Raw genomic sequence first — 16,480 nt, 5'->3', positions numbered from 1 at the left:
CCGCCATCCGGCGATTCATAAATATAAAGCAGGGAAAATCAGGTTATGCACCCCGTGCGCCCATAATGCGTTTGCCAGCTGTTGCACGTCGTCAGGCGTTGCGCCCGGCCACGCTTTTGCTTCGCCATACACCCCATGCGCATGGAAAGCGTTTAACCGGACGGGAATATCGCCCAGACGGGAGATAAACGCGGCCAGCGGCGCTATCTGTTGCAGGTAATCCACCTGACCAGGAATCACCAGCAGCCGTAACTCGGCCAGCTTGCCATGCTCCGCCAATATCCTGATGCTGTGCTTGATCTGCGCGTTATCCCGCCCGGTAAGACGCTGATGGCAGGCGCTATCCCAGGCTTTTAGATCGAGCATCGCGCCATCACAAACGGGTAGCAGTTTCTGCCAGCCGGTTTCGCTCAACAGGCCGTTGCTGTCGACCAGACACGTCAGCGTACACAACTGCGGATCGGCCTTGATCGCGGCAAACAGCGCGCAAATAAACGGTAACTGGGTGGTGGCTTCGCCCCCGCTGACGGTAATGCCTTCAATAAATGGCGATGCCTTACGGATATGGCCCAGCACTTCATCGACGCTCATCGTCTGCGCCATCGGCGTGGCCTGCTGCGGGCACATCCGTAAACAGGTATCGCACTGCTCGCAGACGTCAGCCTGCCACACCACTTTCCCCGCGCTGAAGCCCCGCGCCTGATGAGGGCACTGGGGAACGCACTCACCGCAGTCGTTGCAGCGCCCGATCGTCCACGGATTATGGCAATTCTTACAGCGCAGATTGCACCCTTGTAAGAACAGAGCCAGACGACTGCCGGGGCCGTCCACGCAGGAGAACGGTATGATTTTACTGACTAAACACTTCATCCTTCGAACTGCCTCTTTGTTGGCTGCACTTATTCACCCCAGTCACGTACTACGTGTACGCTCCTGGGGGGTCATTCGCTTGCCGCCTCGATGCCTCTCGAATGATTTTGCGTTAGGAAGCGCATCTGCTGTTCATGACTTATTACGCGTGCTTGTCGTTCCAGAATGCGCGTATTGCGCGCGGCTTCTTCCCCCAGCCAGGTGGTGTTTGTTCGCGATCCTTCGGCGCGATATTTTTCCAGATCCGACAGGCGCACCATATACCCGGTAACGCGCACCAGATCGTTGCCGCTGACGTTGGCGGTAAATTCACGCATGCCGGCCTTGAACGCGCCCAGACAAAGCTGCACCAGCGCCTGAGGATTCCGCTTGATGGTTTCGTCCAGCGTCAGGATGTCGCTGATCCCGGCATGGTAGTGCGCATGATGGGGGGCGACGGTTTGCAGGTGGGTAATGGGGTCGGGTTCATCGCCGTACGGTAAACGCGCGCCCGGCGTCGTACCGATATCGGAGCTGATGCCTGACTGGGCATGCAGCATCGCCCGCTGTTTCCAGCCATGCTTAACGGGCGTGTTTGCGACGAAATCGGCCAACTGCGCGCTGATGCGATAGCCCAGCGCATTGGCCGCGTCGTCTTTCCCGTAGCGCGCGTTCATCCCCGCGTTTTCACACAGCAGGTTTACCGCTTCGGCCAGGCCATACATCCCAAACATCGGTACAAAACGTCCGGGATCAAGCAACCCTTCCTGCACCAGGAAGCTATTCTCAAAGAAATGTGATTGTTCATAGAGGAAGTCACATCGGGCATCAATGATGGCGATCTGCTGCTGGCAGTAGTGCGGTAGCGTGCGCGTAAAGAAGTCATCGACAGAGGTGCTGCGCTCTGCAACGGCTTTCAGATTGATCCTGACCAGCGTGCTGCCGCCGCCCGCAAGCGGCAGAGAGTTGTAACAACTGACGACGCCATATTGACCTTTTGTGAAAATTTTATCATTTACCGGGCCATTAGAAATATGCGGTTTGCTGCATTCACAAATGTTTTTAGCGACATCAAGCAGTAAATCATCCGGTGTGATATCGGGATCGTAGATAAACGTCAGGTTAGGTGAAACCTGCTTTAACTCAGCATCGGCACGTAAAATAGCGCGGGTGACAGGCGTGTCGGCCGGGCCAATATTGGCATGCATAAAGGCGTCCGGCAGCGTTCTGTCGAGATAGCGCCAGAAACGTTTTATTCGAATATCGATCTCGTCTTGTGTTAGAATTTTAACATACGGCTGCAACAGCGCATCCAGTTGCCCCAGATAGACCGGCATCGATGTTACGGAAGGAACGTGATGGTAGAGGATGGTCAGCAAAGATAGTGCGTCATCCAGATCTTTTGCGCCTTCCAGCTCCAGCCACTGTGAGCCATTAGCCAGAAAACGGGCGTAATCGGGCAAAACATAACGAGGTTTGAACGGGGCATGACCTTCGAACATATCGCAGATAACCCCGTCGTCCAGCGCCTGGCGAGCCTCTGCGGGCAAGGCCGGATAAGGCAAAGCGTTCTCAGCTTCCAGCGCCAGAAAATGACGTTTTTGTTCGGGGCTGAGCACCGGACTGGTCACAATTTGCTGGCAACGATGTTGCAGCGCGGTTTCGCATGAAGTGGGCATCTTCGTTTCCTTTTTGTGCCGAAGGTTAAGCGCCATTGTAGGAAGTTGCGTGATGATGGCTTTTGATCAGGATGCGCCTGTTGCCCACTCGCGAGGCCGGGAAAGGTCATTTATTTGAAGTAGATCTCGTTACAGTAATGCAAATTTGTACGTAGTTTTCATTAACTGTGATGTATATCGAAGTGTAATGGCGAGCGGATGTTAGAATACTAACAAACTCGCAAGGTGAAATTTTATACCGGCGATGAGCCAGGAGAATGTAATGACTGATTTAACCGCAAGCAGCCTGCGTGCGCTGAAACTGATGGACCTGACCACCCTGAATGACGACGACACCAATGAAAAAGTGATCGCGCTGTGTCATCAGGCGAAAACCCCGGTTGGGAATACTGCCGCTATCTGCATCTACCCGCGTTTTATTCCGATTGCGCGTAAGACTCTGAAAGAGCAGGGCACGCCGGATATCCGCATTGCGACCGTCACCAACTTCCCGCACGGTAATGACGACATCGACATCGCGCTGGCAGAAACCCGCGCAGCCATCGCGTACGGCGCGGACGAAGTTGACGTGGTATTCCCGTACCGCGCGCTGATTGCCGGTAACGAGCAGGTGGGCTTCGATCTGGTGAAAGCCTGTAAAGACGCCTGTGCGGCGGCAAACGTGCTGCTGAAAGTGATCATCGAAACCGGTGAACTGAAAGAAGAAGCGTTAATCCGTAAAGCGTCTGAAATTTCCATCAAAGCCGGTGCGGATTTCATCAAAACCTCTACCGGTAAGGTTCCGGTTAACGCAACGCCGGAAAGCGCACGCATCATGATGGAAGTGATCCGCGATATGGGGGTTTCCAAAACCGTTGGTTTCAAACCGGCTGGCGGCGTGCGTACCGCTGAAGATGCACAGCAGTTCCTGGCCATTGCTGACGAACTGTTTGGCGCTGACTGGGCGGATTCCCGTCACTACCGTTTCGGCGCATCCAGCCTGCTGGCAAGCCTGCTGAAAGCGCTGGGTCACGGGGACGGCAAGAGCGCAAGCAGCTACTAAACCTTATATTGCCGGAGTTGTAGTGACGTAGGCCGGATAAGGCGCAGCCACCATCCGGCATCAATACGACTGCCGGGTGGCGCGTTGCTTACCCGGCCTACAATGGCCTTCTACTCTTTTCCCCTGGGGGTTACCGTGTTTCTCGCACAAGAAATTATTCGTAAAAAACGTGATGGTCATCCGTTAAGCGACGAAGAGATCCGCTTCTTTATCAATGGTATTCGTGATAACACCATCTCTGAAGGGCAGATTGCCGCTCTGGCGATGACCATTTTCTTCCACGATATGTCGATGCCTGAACGTGTGTCGCTGACCATGGCGATGCGAGATTCAGGAACCGTTCTGGACTGGAAGAGTCTCAACCTTAACGGCCCCATTGTTGACAAACACTCCACCGGCGGCGTGGGTGATGTGACTTCGCTGATGCTTGGCCCTATGGTGGCGGCCTGCGGCGGCTACATTCCGATGATCTCCGGGCGCGGCCTCGGTCATACCGGCGGTACGCTCGACAAACTGGAAGCGATCCCGGGATTTGATATTTTCCCGGACGACAACCGTTTCCGCGAAATCATTAAAGATGTGGGTGTGGCGATTATTGGGCAGACCAGTTCGCTCGCACCGGCGGATAAACGTTTTTACGCCACCCGCGACATTACCGCGACGGTGGACTCCATCCCGCTGATCACCGCTTCAATCCTCGCGAAAAAACTGGCGGAAGGGCTGGATGCGCTGGTGATGGACGTGAAAGTGGGCAGCGGCGCCTTTATGCCGACCTACGAACTCTCTGCCGCGCTGGCTGAAGCCATCGTTGGCGTTTCCAACGGTGCAGGCGTGCGCACAACTGCGCTGCTCACCGACATGAACCAGGTGCTGGCCTCCAGCGCCGGTAACGCCGTCGAAGTGCGCGAAGCGGTGCAGTTCCTGACAGGTGAATACCGCAACCCGCGTCTGTTCGACGTCACGATGGCGCTGTGCGTGGAGATGCTGATCTCCGGCAAGCTGGCGAAAGATGACGCTGATGCGCGAGTGAAACTACAGGCGGTGCTGGATAACGGCAAAGCGGCGGAAATCTTTGGTCGCATGGTAGCGGCACAGAAAGGGCCGAGCGATTTCGTTGAAAACTACGCGAAATACCTGCCGACGGCGATGCTCAGCAAAGCCGTCTATGCCGATACTGAAGGTTTTGTATCCGCGATGGACACTCGCGCGTTGGGCATGGCGGTGGTTTCAATGGGCGGCGGTCGTCGCCAGGCGTCGGACACCATTGATTACAGCGTCGGCTTTACCGACATGGCGCGTCTGGGCGACAGCGTTGACGGGCAGCGTCCGTTGGCTGTTATCCACGCCAAAGATGAAGCCAGCTGGCAGGAAGCGGCGAAAGCCGTCAAAGCGGCAATCAGCCTTGACGACAAAGCGCCTGAAATTACACCGACAGTCTATCGTCGTATTACCGAATAGCTGTATACTGATCTGATCGCTTTTTTGCAGCGCAAGATGTATGGAGAACAAGATGAAACGTGCATTTATTATGGTGCTGGACTCCTTTGGTATTGGTGCAACTGAAGATGCGGATCGCTTTGGCGACGTAGGTTCAGATACCCTGGGCCATATTGCAGAAGCCTGCGCCAGGGGCGAGGCCGACAATGGCCGTAAAGGCCCACTGAATTTGCCTAACCTGACCCGCCTGGGTCTGGTGAAAGCGCATGAAGGTTCTACCGGTAAAATTGCTGCGGGTATGGACGGCAATGCGGAAGTAATTGGCGCGTACGCGTGGGCGCACGAGCTCTCTTCCGGTAAAGATACCCCGTCTGGCCACTGGGAAATCGCGGGTGTTCCGGTTCTGTTTGACTGGGGCTACTTCAGCGACCATGAAAACAGCTTCCCGCAGGAACTGCTGGATAAGCTGGTAAAACGCGCCAACCTGCCGGGTTATCTCGGTAACTGTCACTCTTCCGGTACGGTCATTCTGGATCAGTTGGGCGAAGAGCATATGAAAACCGGTAAACCGATTTTCTATACCTCCGCTGACTCCGTATTCCAGATCGCCTGCCATGAAGAGACCTTTGGGCTGGATAAACTGTACGAGCTGTGCGAAATCGCCCGTGAAGAGCTGACCGAGGGCGGCTACAACATTGGCCGTGTTATCGCGCGTCCGTTTATCGGCGATAAGGCCGGTAACTTCCAGCGTACCGGCAACCGTCACGATCTGGCCGTTGAACCACCGGCGCCGACCATCTTGCAGAAACTGGTCGACGAGAAAAAAGGGCATGTGGTTTCCGTCGGTAAGATTGCGGATATCTACGCCAACTGCGGCATCACCAAAAAAGTGAAAGCCACTGGCCTGGACGCGCTGTTCGACGCCACCCTTAAAGAGATGAAAGAAGCGGGCGACGAGACGATCGTCTTTACCAACTTTGTTGATTTCGACTCATCCTGGGGGCATCGCCGCGACGTAGCGGGCTATGCTGCGGGTCTGGAGCTGTTTGACCGTCGTCTGCCGGAACTGATGGAACTGGTCGGTGAAGATGACATTCTGATCCTGACCGCCGACCACGGTTGCGACCCGACCTGGACCGGTACGGACCATACTCGCGAGCACATTCCGGTGCTGATTTATGGCCCGAAAGTGAAAGCGGGCTCGCTCGGTCACCGTGAAACCTTCGCGGATATCGGTCAGACGCTGGCAACGTACTTCGGTACGTCGCCGATGGACTACGGCAAAAACATGCTGTGATGCAATTGCCCGGTGGCGCAAGCTTACCGGGCCTACGGTTTTGTAGGCCTGATAAGGCGTAGCCGCCATCAGGCAATAACAACGAGATAAGGATAAAAGATGGCAACTCCACATATTAACGCAGAAATGGGTGATTTCGCTGACGTCGTTTTGATGCCGGGCGACCCGCTGCGTGCGAAGCACATTGCTGAAACTTTCCTTGAAGACGTGCGTGAAGTGAACAACGTTCGCGGCATGTTAGGTTTCACCGGGACGTACAAAGGCCGTAAGATCTCCGTCATGGGTCACGGTATGGGTATCCCGTCCTGCTCCATCTATACCAAAGAGCTGATCACCGATTTCGGCGTGAAGAAAATCATTCGTGTCGGTTCCTGTGGTGCGGTACGCAACGACGTGAAACTGCGCGATGTGGTGATTGGTATGGGTGCCTGCACTGATTCCAAAGTTAACCGTATCCGCTTCAAGGATCATGATTTTGCGGCGATCGCTGACTTTGATATGGTGCGCAACGCGGTAGACGCGGCGAAAGCGCTGGGTGTTGACGCGCGCGTGGGCAACCTGTTCTCCGCCGATCTGTTCTATTCTCCTGACGGCGAAATGTTCGACGTGATGGAAAAATACGGCATCCTGGGCGTGGAAATGGAAGCGGCGGGTATCTACGGCGTAGCGGCTGAGTTTGGTGCGAAAGCGCTGACCATCTGCACCGTGTCTGACCATATCCGTACTCACGAGCAGACCACTGCTGCTGAACGTCAGACGACCTTCAACGACATGATCAAAATCGCGCTGGAATCTGTTCTGCTGGGCGATAAAGAGTAAAAAAAGAAGGGGCAGTTTGCCCCTTTTTCCTGCCTGTTTATTTACCGCCCTTTGGCGATTAATGCGTTAGCAACTCCCAGCTTAAATTACTCTCCATCTCAGTATTGTCGCTGACGTTACGGAACTGCTTTTCGTTCAGCACTGGCGTTAGCGTTAACGTAAAGTTCAACTGCTGCCCGCGCGCGGCTTCATTGTTCTCGATAGCGATAATGGCTTCGTTATTGTGCAGCAGCTGTGTATCGGCATGGCCGTCTGCGGGAATGAACTCATTGCGATCGGTTGTTTTCCCGATCATATAGCTGCGGCCATCCAGTATCATTTGGCTGGCTTTCAACGCCAGCCCCCCGCCGTTACCGAAAAGAAATCGCCCTTGTGGGCCTGCGGCGCCATGTACAAATAGCGCCATCACCTGTGGTTGCGGGCAATAGATGCTGACATTGATATCGCGCGAGGGCATTTTAAACCAGTTTTGCTGTGAGCCGACGTTGTCATTTCGCTGCATCGGGGGAAAGGCTACGGTAGCGCGAGAGAGCGATACCTGGCAGTTCTCGTCTGCCCATGCTATGCGTGACCCCAGCACTGCTAACGTACATAATGCAATGATCCACTTTCCGTATGACTTCATTGGCAAATACCCTCCGCCGTTTCGTAAAACGCCTCTTTATTCTGCACATTGCTTAATGTGTAAGTGATTTTGCAGATACGGTTCATATTGTCATCAACGCTATAGAGCGTTGGCGTTTCGTCAATATTGCTAATAAAGACGCGGCCGCTGTCCACTGCGCTGACCAGGTAGTTTCCTTTTTCATCAACAACAGACGTGCCTTTAGGAAGCCAGGAGCCATCCTGCTGTTTTATCTTCAGCATGACGCGACGGGTGTTTAGCACGTTAAAATCCAGGTCGCTGACGGTGGCATGAGCGGGCACCAGTAGCTTTGTTCCGTTAGCCAGATCCATATTTTTGGGCAACGTATTTGCGTTCACCTCAATACGTGACTTACGCCACTCCGTCAGTCCTGGCACCACGGCCTGCCCCCAGAAATCTGTCCAGACCGGGCCTTGCGGCGTTGCGATTTCGATGCCGCTTTCCGGTTCGCTCAGGTGGGCAATGCCAAAAGTATCTTTAATGGTATAGGGGGAGAAGGTTACCCCCTGGCGATGCAGGGCAATGCCGCCCGACAGCATTGCGCTGTAGCTACGCTGATCGTCATTGTTGGTTGTTGCGCCAACGCTCATCTGCGTGTAGTGCAGGTTGCTGTTGATGTTGCCGTTGAGGGTGTTGAGATCGTTTCCGATATCGCGATCCGCCGAAACGGAGTAGCTGGTATTGTCGCTGAGAGGGCCACTGCTGCGTAAGCCATATGTCGTTCGATCGCCCTGATTGCGCATATATGCGTTAATCGATTGCGACTGGAAAGGAATGTTGAGGTTGATGTAAAACACATCATCGTCATAGCTGTCATCGTTGATGTCGTCATTATCGTTATCGTTATCGTTGCTAACAGAGTGCTGCCAGTTCACGTTTATTGACGCGTATTTAAATGTTTTTCCCCATGAAAGACTCACGTAACTGGAGTCTTCATAATCATCCGTGGCCTGATTATAGCTATAAGCTAACGAGAAGCTTCCTGCTGTTCTGCCGCTCCAGTTCACATTGGCGCTATAGCTGCTTTGATAGCTTGCGCTGTCATCGTCCATCGCCTCGGACAACTCACGATAGTCGTCAGAATAACGCGCGGTGCTGACCCCAACAGAGACATGGCCGGGAAGTGTCAGCTGGTTTTGAATTTCCGCCTTTATACCGCTGCGCGTATCGCCGAAGGATTCGCGGCTGCCCAGCAGACTGGCAAATACTTGCCATTTCTCGTTTGAACTCCACTCCAGCATTGCACCGCTTGCCTGATAATCCTCGGCAAGAACCCCCGCCGCCAGCAAACTTGTTTGTGGGGTAAGGCGCCAGCCGTCTGAAATGTTATATACCCAGGGGTCGCTGTAATCGCTGTCGACGTTGCGCACCTGGCCTACTGACATCATAAGCCCTTGTGGTCGCGGAAGGCCGTTCAGGTTGATTGAGGAGGCAGGTACGATGAAACTGGTTGTGACGTTGTCGGTTTCGACGATGCTGACCTGAAGATCGGCGTTATTTAACAGGATGGGGACATTGTCCAGCCTGAATGCCCCCGCGTTTACCAGCGTGGAATAAACAAGCTGCCCCGCCTGGCGGACTTCTACTCGCGCCTGGTTCGTGCGGGCAATCCCCGTCACGGTGACGCCTGAATTATCAGAGGTCATGCTGGACTCGGGGAGTAACTGAATGCCGCTGAGGGATGTTCCAGAAAACAGCGCCGATCTGGAGCTGATCTGCCCAACCTGGACACGCATCTGTTGCGCTTCAAAAACGTGTTCGCCATAAGTGAATAAATTTTTAGCGCTGCGATCGCCGTCAGAGTCCAGCAGAAAATAGCGGCTGCGCAATGCCCAGTTGGCCAGATTGGCGCCCGCTTCGAGATCGCCCTGCGTGTAGTTATGGCTGTCGCCGCCGTTGTATTCATTTCGCGTGGAAAACAGGCTGTAGTTGAGCAGCCCGGCGCTGCCGCCGTGGCTATAGTTTTTCTCCCGGGACGCGCTATTTTCCAGTGCGTCGGGCGGGACAGTTAACTCCAGCATCTCCTTACCGGGAAGGGACTTTATGACGGCGGAGGGATAATCTTTTTGCAGGTCATGACAGTGTTCTTGCAGGGAAATCCCCAGAGGACGTAGCCCGATCGCTGTCAGAAAATCGTCATCTACGCAGAGTTGCCCTTGTTCGTCAAATTTGGCGCCCAGCGAACCTTTTTCTGACCCGTTTACGTTGATTAGAACGCTATGTACACCGGGCAAAAAACGCGGCTCTTCTGCGAAGTAATTTGCGATATTTTTACTGATGCCGCGCGTATTGAGTATATCGGTACTGAACGTTACCTCACGGGCTAACGCCGTTGAGGTTAATAACGTACATGAATATAACGCGATCTGAATATGGCGAGACAGCAGGTTGATTCCTTTCATATACACTTACTTTGTCCCCGTTTTTTATTGATTATGGTGTTAACGGCGCAGTGAAATTGGGTATGTCGATGCCGTAGCGGCTGGCCGGGAAGAAGCGTACAGATTGATCGGAAATGATGGATTTCTTGACGGTTACATCCAGAACTTCTCCGGGTAAAATATAGGTTTTTGCGATTTCCCCGGCCGTTTGCGAAGGTAAAAAAATCACCTGTTGCGCCAGGCGCACCACATAGGCGGAAGGGTTGCTGACTTTAATATGCTGCCCGGAGCCGGACCATTTCAGCAGTTTCCACGCATCGGTGACGACCGGTAAATTTTTGGGGCGAATTAATACCGGCAGATCCTGACGCAGATTGAAGTTAACTTTCATTGCGCCTTTAGACACGCCTGATGGTGGGATGCCTTCAAAGGTGACGCGTTTATAGTGCTCTTTGGTTAGCGGGGCGCTGCTTTCCATAATAAAGCGGACCTGCTGTTCCTGACCGGGTTCCACGCGTACGACGGGCTGGGTGACGTTGACGGTGATGCCACTGTCATCTTTTACATCTTCTATTGTGGTGTACAGCAACATCGGAACCGTATCGCTGTTTTTGACATTTATCGTTCCGCCATTATGGCTTTCTTCAATAACCAGTAGCGTGGAGGCGGGAACCATTCCTGCCGCATAAGCCTGAGATAAAGGTAAACAGAGAAGCGTGGCGGCAAATATATACGCTTTAACGGTACAAGATTTGTCAGACATTATTGTAATTCCTTCTATTGGAAAAACTCCCCACCCATCCATGTAGGGAGTTGTTGTACAGATATGATTAATAACGATGTGATTAGATATATCTCAGGGTAATGGTGGCGGAACCTGAAATATCGGTATCATCGCTAATGGCCAGTTTGGTGGTATTATCTACAGCCAGAGAAACCTTAAGCGGATAAGTTGCATTGCTATAGGCTGCTGGTTCCAGCGTGCCTTTGGCGCCGACGGTGATGATATCCTGCGTCCCTTCCTGGTTCCGAAAAGAAGTTGCCGTTGTCGCCTTAGCCCACGAACCCATACTTGCGGCGGCGCCTATAATATAGTCAACGTCAAAGGTGTCTTCGCCATTGACGGCTTGCGCGCTTGCTGCCTTGGCAGAATCGATGGATACGGCATAGGCGCCAATGTTGACATTGCCTGCTGTTTTACCTACGCCGAATGAGACTCCTTTACCTTTAATGATGCCGGTTATCCAGATCTCTGCGTTGCTATCCGCTTTGTTATCGGTCAGCGTCCAGCCTACTTTTGTGGCGCTGGGGCACTCGATGACCAGATCGGTGTCTTTCGTGGCGATATCGTTGACGGCCGTTGAGCTAAGGTCGCTGATCAGATGCGAGCCGAAATCAAGTGCGTTGCCGCCGTTGACAGTCGCGGTACAGCCACCGACCAGCAGTTTCCCCGTTACGCGCAGTTCAGTAGTGGAGCCATCGGCCGCCCATGCGTTAGACATGGTCAGTGCCGCGATTGCGGTGGCAAGAAGTGCTTTTTTCATTTGTTGATCCTTAACTTGAATTGTGTGATGGTACGAAAAGGCATGTTACTTGCCTTCTGAATACGTTTTATATCAACCAGATAGCTATGGAATATGGTTGGGATAGAGTTATATTCCAGAAGTAATATATTATCTGGACACAGCAGACAGTGGTTTTAGTTTTATTTAAAACTGATTTCTGGTGATCTTTGTTATTTTTTGTTTTAGAGTTGCTGCTATTTTGTATGCGGTTGGAATATGGCGAGAGTGTATGTTTATATATTCACGCGGTGAATATTATTGATAAATAATATGCCAGCCTGAGCGTTAATCGGCAGGCTTTTAATGCATTGCTGATGGTTATTGAGAAAGTAACGTGCCGCCCTTGTTAAGGAGAAACGAGCACGTCCTGGAGAGGGTTAACGCACCGCCCGCGCAATCCACGCCGACAATTCCCGTAGCTCTTTTTCCTGCTCTGGAAAATCGACTAACAGCGCATCACACTCCTGTTGCAGCATATCCGCACGGTACAGACACCCCTGTAAACGGCCTGCCAGCGCTTCCAGCGGCGCAGGGTTAAGGCTGTCGGTAAAAACCTGAGTGCGCGTGATGTGCCCTTTTTCAACGTCGAAGTGCAGTTCAACGCCGCCCCAGATAAAGCGTTCGTCCAGAAGATGCGTAAAGGCTGGCGCCTGGCCGAAGTTCCATTCCCAACTGCTCTGGCGAGCAAACGTTTCGGCAAAATTGGGCAGATCCGGTGTTTTATCTGGAGAGATTATTTCGGCTTCCACGCGTCCGCCGTAGTGGCTGAAGAACGCCTCGGTAATGGCGTCGCAGATGTGTTCATGGGTAATACCAGGCAGCAGTTCGACCAGATTGGCGACGCGCCCGCGTACGGAAGCGATCCCTTTGGCCTGTAATTTTTTCTTATCAGGATTGAGGTAGTTCGCCAGACGGCTGAGATCGGCATTCAACAGCAATGTGCCGTGGTGGAAGCCGCGATCTTTGGTTTCCCGATAGGCGGAGCCGGAAACCTTGCGATCGCCTTCCGGCGTTTTCACCACCAGATCGTTACGACCGGAAGCCTCTGCGGTAACGCCCAGCGCGTTCAGCGCATTGAGCACTATCGCGGTGGAGATCGTTTTGTCGTACTCCGGCTTCCCGGCCATAAATGTAAAACAGGTATTGCCGAGATCGTGGAACACCGCGCCGCCGCCGCTGCTGCGACGCGCCAGCCGGACATTGTCTTCTTCCATGCGCCGGGTGTTGCACTCTTTCCACGGGTTTTGCGCCCGCCCGATGACGACCGTATCAGCGTTGCGCCACAGGAACAAAACGCGCTGTGTCGCGGGCATCTGGCGAAAAATACATTCTTCAACCGCCAGGTTGAACCAGGGATCGTAAGAGTCAGAGATAAGCAGACGTAATGTCGTCATGGCAGCATTCCTTTTCGTGGTCTCAACTATATTAACGACAAAGCGGCGGCTATCCTATGGTTCTTTCTTCTCGCTTTCTTCCTCTTCCGGTACGGATTTACTGGCGGTGAGCAGGAAAGGCGATTGCTGCCAGCGCGTGCGTTTGCCCTGTAGCAAGGTGCGCGTGAGCACCACGCCAATTGCCAGTGACAGGAGCAGCATCAGGCGTAAAATGTTGGTGGTGTTATCGACCTGTTTCGCTTCGGTCGCCAGCGTATGCGTATCCAGCGTCAGGCGCAGATAGCCCAGCGGGCCATTTTTACCCTGAATAGGTTCGACAATCTGCTGATTAAAATAGCCGCCCGCTTTTTTACCGTCCAGCGCCAGCCTGTCGCGCACATTGACGCTTTCGCCTGCGCGCGTAATAAGATCGCCTTGCTCGTCGTAGACGCCAGCATCCAGAATGCGGCTCTCTTCCGTTAGCTGGCGGAGTACGACGGCGATCCGCTTCTCATCCGGCGTTTCGGTGCGCATCAGCGGCGCGATATTTAAGGTCACCTGGCGCGCCAGCGTGCGGGCCAGTTCTTCGAGCTGCGGATTGCGCTGCCGTTGATGGTTTTGACTGAACCAGGACGCCCCCTGCATCAGCCCGACGAGCAGTGCGAGACAGAACAATACAATCACTGCACGATGAAGCCGGAATTTCAGTTTTGCGCGAGCCATATTCCACCTGCTGAAAATTTGAGGCTTAATGTTGCCAGAAGCGATGGTTACAGGGTAGCCTCATGCGTTATTTTCCCCAGGATGATTCCCGACCCGAACGATTTTACAGGAGCTTTAATGCCTAACATTACCTGGTGCGATCTGCCTGAAGATGTTTCTTTGTGGCCTGGTTTACCCCTTTCATTAAGTGGTGACGAGGTGATGCCACTGGATTACCACGCAGGCCGTAGCGGCTGGCTGCTGTACGGTCGCGGGTTGGATAAGCAGCGCTTAACGCAGTACCAGAGCAAGCTGGGCGCGGCGATGGTGATCGTGGCGGCCTGGTGCGTTGAAGATTATCAGGTGATTCGTCTGGCGGGCTCCTTAACGCCGCGCGCGACGAAGCTGGCGCACGGCGCCGGGCTGGATGTCGCGCCGCTGGGCAAAATTCCGCATCTGCGTACGCCAGGCCTGCTGGTTATGGATATGGATTCGACGGCGATTCAGATCGAATGCATCGATGAAATAGCGAAGCTGGCCGGGACGGGCGAAATGGTTGCGGAAGTCACGGAACGCGCGATGCGCGGCGAACTGGATTTTACCGCCAGCTTACGCAGCCGGGTGGCGACGCTGAAAGGCGCGGATGCCGATATTCTGCGCCAGGTGCGCGAGAATTTGCCGTTGATGCCGGGTCTGACGCAACTGGTGCTGAAGCTGGAAACGCTCGGCTGGAAAGTGGCGATCGCCTCCGGCGGGTTCACCTTTTTTGCAGAATACCTGCGTGAAAAGCTGCGTTTAACCGCGGTGGTGGCGAACGAGCTGGAGATCATCGACGGGAAATTTACCGGCAATGTCATTGGCGATATCGTCGATGCCCGGTACAAAGCTAACACGCTGACCCGACTGGCGCAGGAGTATGAGATTCCCGTGGCGCAGACGGTGGCGATTGGCGATGGCGCTAACGATCTGCCGATGATCAAAGCGGCCGGGCTGGGGATTGCGTACCACGCCAAACCGAAAGTGAATGAAAAGACGGAAATCACGATTCGTCACGCTGATCTGATGGGGGTGTTCTGCATTCTCTCCGGCAGTATGAATCAAAAATGATTGAATTGCCCGATGGCGCCGGGCCTACGGGAAAGTGACTGTAGGCCGGATAAGCGCCAGCGCCATCCGGCAAAAGCGTTAACGAAAGAGGTAAACCGTGGCAAAAGCTCCAAAACGCGCCTTTGTTTGTAATGAATGCGGGGCCGATTATCCGCGCTGGCAGGGGCAATGCAGCACCTGTCATGCCTGGAACACCATCACCGAGGTGCGTCTTGCCGCGTCGCCAACGGTGGCGCGTAATGAGCGACTCAGCGGCTATGCCGGTAACGCAGGTGTGGCAAAGGTGCAGAAATTGTCTGACATCAGCCTTGAGGAGCTGCCGCGTTTTTCCACCGGGTTTAAAGAGTTCGACCGTGTGCTGGGCGGCGGTGTCGTGCCCGGTAGCGCCATCCTGATTGGCGGCAACCCCGGTGCGGGGAAATCCACGCTGCTGCTGCAAACGCTTTGCAAACTGGCCGAGCAGATGAAAACCCTGTATGTCACGGGCGAAGAATCCCTGCAACAGGTAGCGATGCGCGCGCATCGGCTGGGATTGCCGACGGCTAACATGAATATGCTGTCAGAAACCAGTATTGAACAGATCTGCCTGATTGCGGAAGAAGAACAACCGAAGCTGATGGTGATCGACTCCATCCAGGTGATGCATATGGCGGATATCCAGTCCTCGCCAGGCAGCGTGGCCCAGGTGCGTGAGACGGCCGCTTATCTGACGCGCTTTGCCAAAACGCGCGGCGTGGCTATTGTGATGGTTGGTCATGTAACCAAAGACGGCTCGCTGGCTGGCCCGAAGGTGCTGGAGCACTGCATTGACTGCTCGGTGCTATTGGATGGCGACGCTGACTCCCGTTTTCGCACGCTGCGTAGCCATAAAAACCGTTTTGGCGCGGTAAACGAGCTGGGTGTTTTTGCGATGACGGAGCAGGGGCTGCGTGAAGTCAGCAACCCGTCCGCAATTTTCTTAAGCCGTGGCGATGAGGTGACTTCCGGCAGTTCGGTCATGGTGGTGTGGGAAGGGACGCGCCCGCTGCTGGTAGAGATTCAGGCGCTGGTCGATCACTCGATGATGGCGAATCCGCGTCGCGTGGCGGTCGGTCTGGAACAAAACCGTCTGGCGATCCTGCTGGCGGTGCTGCACCGTCATGGCGGATTGCAGATGGCCGATCAGGATGTATTCGTCAATGTCGTGGGCGGCGTGAAGGTCACGGAGACCAGCGCGGATCTCGCGCTATTGCTGGCGATGGTCTCCAGCCTGCGCGACAGGCCGCTGCCGCAGGATCTGGTGGTGTTTGGCGAAGTGGGGCTGGCAGGGGAAATTCGCCCGGTGCCCAGCGGTCAGGAACGTATTTCTGAAGCGGCTAAACACGGTTTCCGCCGCGCTATCGTACCGGCTGCCAACGTGCCGAAAAAGCCGCCGGAAGGGATGCAGGTTTTTGGCGTTAAAAAGCTTGCGGATGCGTTAAGTGTGTTTGACGACTTATAATCATCTGTATGCACTGATGTTGTATAATTTGCCGGATAGCGACGCAGTGCGTCTTATCCGGCCTACGGATTGATGTTGTAGGCCTGATAAGCGAAGCGCCATC

The 16,480-nt window shown here is 54.2% G+C and carries 14 protein-coding genes; 6 read left to right on the top strand and 8 right to left on the bottom strand.

Annotation, left to right across the window (positions count from 1 at the left end; genetic code table 11):
* Positions 1–15: 15 nt before the first annotated feature.
* Positions 16–870 carry a YjjW family glycine radical enzyme activase gene (locus tag FD428_RS18350; protein ID WP_114847985.1) on the bottom strand — a complete coding sequence of 285 codons (855 nt, stop codon included), beginning with the start codon at positions 868–870 and terminating at the stop codon, positions 16–18.
* Positions 871–941: 71 nt separating this feature from the next.
* On the bottom strand, positions 942–2,528 hold the full coding sequence (locus tag FD428_RS18345; protein ID WP_024130734.1) for a YjjI family glycine radical enzyme: 1,587 nt from the start codon (positions 2,526–2,528) through the stop codon (positions 942–944).
* A gap of 262 nt (positions 2,529–2,790) precedes the next feature.
* Between FD428_RS18345 and deoC the strand changes: the two genes are divergently transcribed.
* The 4 genes from deoC (at position 2,791) to deoD (ending at position 7,123) form a co-directional block, all read left to right on the top strand.
* Complete coding sequence (gene deoC / locus FD428_RS18340; protein WP_024130733.1) at positions 2,791–3,570, top strand: deoxyribose-phosphate aldolase; 780 nt, start codon at positions 2,791–2,793, stop codon at positions 3,568–3,570.
* A gap of 135 nt (positions 3,571–3,705) precedes the next feature.
* Positions 3,706–5,028, top strand: coding sequence for a thymidine phosphorylase (deoA, locus tag FD428_RS18335; protein ID WP_024130732.1), 1,323 nt, complete (start codon positions 3,706–3,708; stop codon positions 5,026–5,028).
* Positions 5,029–5,080: 52 nt separating this feature from the next.
* Positions 5,081–6,304 carry a phosphopentomutase gene (gene deoB, locus FD428_RS18330; protein WP_024130731.1) on the top strand — a complete coding sequence of 408 codons (1,224 nt, stop codon included), beginning with the start codon at positions 5,081–5,083 and terminating at the stop codon, positions 6,302–6,304.
* Between the two features lie 99 nt (positions 6,305–6,403).
* Entirely contained in the window at positions 6,404–7,123 is a 720-nt protein-coding gene (deoD, locus tag FD428_RS18325; RefSeq protein ID WP_114847984.1) for a purine-nucleoside phosphorylase, read from the top strand.
* Between the two features lie 58 nt (positions 7,124–7,181).
* Here deoD and FD428_RS18320 read toward each other — a convergent pair whose 3' ends face one another.
* The 6 genes from FD428_RS18320 to FD428_RS18295 all read right to left on the bottom strand — a co-directional run bounded on the left by FD428_RS18320 (position 7,182) and on the right by FD428_RS18295 (position 13,811).
* Positions 7,182–7,748, bottom strand: coding sequence for a hypothetical protein (locus tag FD428_RS18320; RefSeq protein WP_114847983.1), 567 nt, complete (start codon positions 7,746–7,748; stop codon positions 7,182–7,184).
* The gene (locus FD428_RS18315) at positions 7,745–10,171 is read right to left on the bottom strand and encodes a fimbrial biogenesis outer membrane usher protein (protein ID WP_114847982.1); all 2,427 of its coding nucleotides are present in this window, start codon (positions 10,169–10,171) and stop codon (positions 7,745–7,747) included. The genes FD428_RS18320 and FD428_RS18315 overlap by 4 nt, the downstream gene beginning before the upstream one ends.
* A gap of 31 nt (positions 10,172–10,202) precedes the next feature.
* Positions 10,203–10,913 (bottom strand): fimbria/pilus chaperone family protein, encoded by a 711-nt coding sequence (locus tag FD428_RS18310; RefSeq protein WP_047459060.1) that lies wholly within the window; start codon positions 10,911–10,913, stop codon positions 10,203–10,205.
* Between the two features lie 82 nt (positions 10,914–10,995).
* Positions 10,996–11,694: a DUF1120 domain-containing protein gene (locus tag FD428_RS18305; protein WP_112001213.1), complete on the bottom strand. Its 699-nt coding sequence runs from the start codon at positions 11,692–11,694 to the stop codon at positions 10,996–10,998.
* A 398-nt stretch (positions 11,695–12,092) separates the two neighbouring features.
* Positions 12,093–13,109 (bottom strand): lipoate--protein ligase LplA, encoded by a 1,017-nt coding sequence (gene lplA, locus FD428_RS18300; protein WP_114847981.1) that lies wholly within the window; start codon positions 13,107–13,109, stop codon positions 12,093–12,095.
* A 54-nt stretch (positions 13,110–13,163) separates the two neighbouring features.
* Positions 13,164–13,811 (bottom strand): YtjB family periplasmic protein, encoded by a 648-nt coding sequence (locus FD428_RS18295; protein ID WP_012134185.1) that lies wholly within the window; start codon positions 13,809–13,811, stop codon positions 13,164–13,166.
* 117 nt (positions 13,812–13,928) lie between these two features.
* Between FD428_RS18295 and serB the strand changes: the two genes are divergently transcribed.
* Together serB and radA are read left to right on the top strand one after the other, a co-directional pair.
* Positions 13,929–14,897, top strand: coding sequence for a phosphoserine phosphatase (gene serB / locus FD428_RS18290; RefSeq protein ID WP_104867797.1), 969 nt, complete (start codon positions 13,929–13,931; stop codon positions 14,895–14,897).
* 97 nt (positions 14,898–14,994) lie between these two features.
* Positions 14,995–16,377 (top strand): DNA repair protein RadA, encoded by a 1,383-nt coding sequence (gene radA, locus FD428_RS18285; RefSeq protein ID WP_114847980.1) that lies wholly within the window; start codon positions 14,995–14,997, stop codon positions 16,375–16,377.
* The last annotated feature ends 103 nt before the right edge of the window (positions 16,378–16,480 follow it).

Origin of the sequence: Citrobacter sp. TBCP-5362, assembly GCF_005406305.1 — a bacterium.
GTDB classification, from domain to species: domain Bacteria; phylum Pseudomonadota; class Gammaproteobacteria; order Enterobacterales; family Enterobacteriaceae; genus Citrobacter_B; species Citrobacter_B koseri.
This window is presented reverse-complemented; position numbering and strand designations above follow the sequence as displayed.